Consider the following 2236-nt stretch of genomic DNA (forward strand, 5'->3'; position numbering starts at 1 on the left):
TGCCAGCCGAAGTTGATCTCGCCCTTCGGCCGGAAGAATTTGCGCGCCGGCAGGTCGTCGCCGATGAGGTCCAGCCATGAAAGTTCGCCGCCGCCCGCCACCTGCAGGTCGAGGTTCGCTGCGAGCGAACCGGCACGCGCTGCTTGGTCGAGATGTTGACCACCGCCGGCTGGAGCTTGGCGACGAGGTCGGCGAACGACATCGGCGCGCCGGGGCGCGGTGCCAGCGCCGAAGTGCCGGGTGCGTTCTGCGGGACCTGCGCTCCCGCCTGGCCCGTGGCGAGCGAGAAAGCCGATCCCCCGAGCAGCAGGGCCATTGCGACCCCGTAGGCGTAGCGCACTTTTCCGGACTCCTTCGAGCGCATCGATACTCCATCATTTGGTGTGAGACGCAAGGGCGGTAAATGTCCCTAGCCCATTAACGCCATTTGAACGCGCCAGTTCACTTGGTGCGTCCAGAGAATTCCTTCAGATAGTCGTTCTGCGGCGACAGAATGATGTTCGTCGGGGCGGGCTTGTCCTGGCCGTCACCGACGAAGGTCGTCTGGTAAGACTGCATGGCGCGGTAGAAATCGTAGAATTGCGGGTCCTTGCCGAAGCTGGCGGCATAGGTTTTCGAAGCGTCGGCATCCGCCTGGGCACGGATGATCTGCGCCTGCTTGGCGCCCTGAGCGCGGATCGAGCGGGCCTCCTGGAGGCGCGCGGTACGCATGCTTTCGAACGCCGACTGTAACGGCGTACCGTCGGGCAGGTCGGTCTTCTTGATCCGCACGTCGATGATCTCGACCCCGAACTTCGCGGCCTGGACGTTGAGCGATTTGCCGACGTCGTCCATCACCCCCTGCCGCTCGGGCGACAGCAAGGCCACGAACTGCTGCTGCGCGAGCTCGTTGCGCACCTCCGACCGGAGGATCGTCTGGAGCTGGCTGCGGAGGTTCTCCTCGCTGCGCGAGCGGATGTACATCAGCAGCGGATCGACGATCCGGTAGCGTGCGAAGGCGTCGACCATCAGCCGCCGCTGGTCGGTCGAAAGCACCGGCTGCGGCTCCATGTCGACGGCGAGGACGCGCTTGTCGATCCACACGATCTGATCGATGAAGGGAATGCGGTACGACAGGCCCGCGCCAGCCGCGCCGATCGGGCGCCCCGGCTCGAAGCGGTTGAGGATCCGCTCCGGTTTGCCGAAGCGCACGACGACGGCCTGCTTCGTCTCGGGAACGATCGGGAAGCTGCTGAGCAGCAGCACGAGCAGGAGGACGGCGACGATCGCCGAGACCAGCGGGCGGCGGCGGATGAAGTCGGTCACTGCTGCCGCTCCCGCTGCTGTTGCTGCTGTTTCTGCACTTGCGGGAGCGCAAGATAGGGCGTGACGCCCGGCGCCTCGACGATCGTCTTGTCGACCTTGGAGAGCACCTGCTCCATCGTCTCGTAATACATGCGCCGGCGGGTCACCTCGGGCGCCAGCCGGTACTGCTCATAGACCTTGTCGAAGGCCGCCGCTTCGCCCTGCGCCTTGGCCGTGAGCTGGAGCGCATAGGCATTGGCCTGGTTGACGTACGACTTGGCGTCCTGCTGCGCGGCCGTCACTTCCTTGAACGCGTCGTTGACCTCGGCCGGAGGGTCGGCCTGCTGGATCGCGACGCCCTGAACGAAAATGCCCGACCGATAGGCATTGAGAATCCGCTGCATGCGGTCGGTCACCTGCGCTTCGATCTCGCCGCGCTTGTCGCCCATCGCGTCCTGAAGCGACACCTGGCTGACCACGGCGCGCATCGCGCTTTCGGCGACCTGGCGGATCGCCTCGTCGGGCTGGGCGAGCTGGAACAGATAGAGCTCCGGCGTACGGACGTTCCAGCGCACCGAATAAGCGATGTCGAGGAGGTTCTGGTCGCCGGTGAGCATCAGGTCTTCGCTGCTTTGCGAGCCGAGGTCGACGCTGCGGATGCTTTCGACATCGACCTTCCGCACGCGATCTATGGGCGCGGGCAGGGTGATCCCGACACCCGGGCCGAGGGTGGCGCTGTAACGGCCGAAACGCGTGACGACGCCGCGCTCGCCCGGAGCGATCGAATGGACGCTGGTGAAAATCAGCCAGATGGCGATGAAGCCGACCACGGCCCACAGGATCAGCGATCCGTCGGGCCGCCCCGGAAGGCCGCCGCCGCCGCCGCGGAAGCGCATCCGCCCGCGGCGAAGGAGGTCTTCGAGCGGGGCGACGCCCGACCGGCCGCTTGCGG

The 2236-nt window shown here is 66.2% G+C and carries 2 protein-coding genes and 1 pseudogene; all 3 read right to left on the reverse strand.

What is annotated here, in order from left to right; translation table 11 throughout:
* A pseudogene (locus tag GH737_RS15525) lies at positions 1-340 on the reverse strand (protease); the annotation flags it as partial.
* 101 nt (positions 341-441) lie between these two features.
* Complete coding sequence (hflC, locus tag GH737_RS14460) at positions 442-1305, reverse strand: protease modulator HflC (RefSeq protein ID WP_155265468.1); 864 nt, start codon at positions 1303-1305, stop codon at positions 442-444.
* Positions 1302-2236 (reverse strand): FtsH protease activity modulator HflK (hflK, locus tag GH737_RS14465; RefSeq protein WP_155265469.1); only part of this gene is annotated, 935 nt, incomplete at its 5' end. The genes hflC and hflK, both read right to left, overlap by 4 nt.

The organism is Sphingomonas segetis (genome assembly GCF_009720245.1).
GTDB classification, from domain to species: domain Bacteria; phylum Pseudomonadota; class Alphaproteobacteria; order Sphingomonadales; family Sphingomonadaceae; genus Sphingomicrobium; species Sphingomicrobium segetis.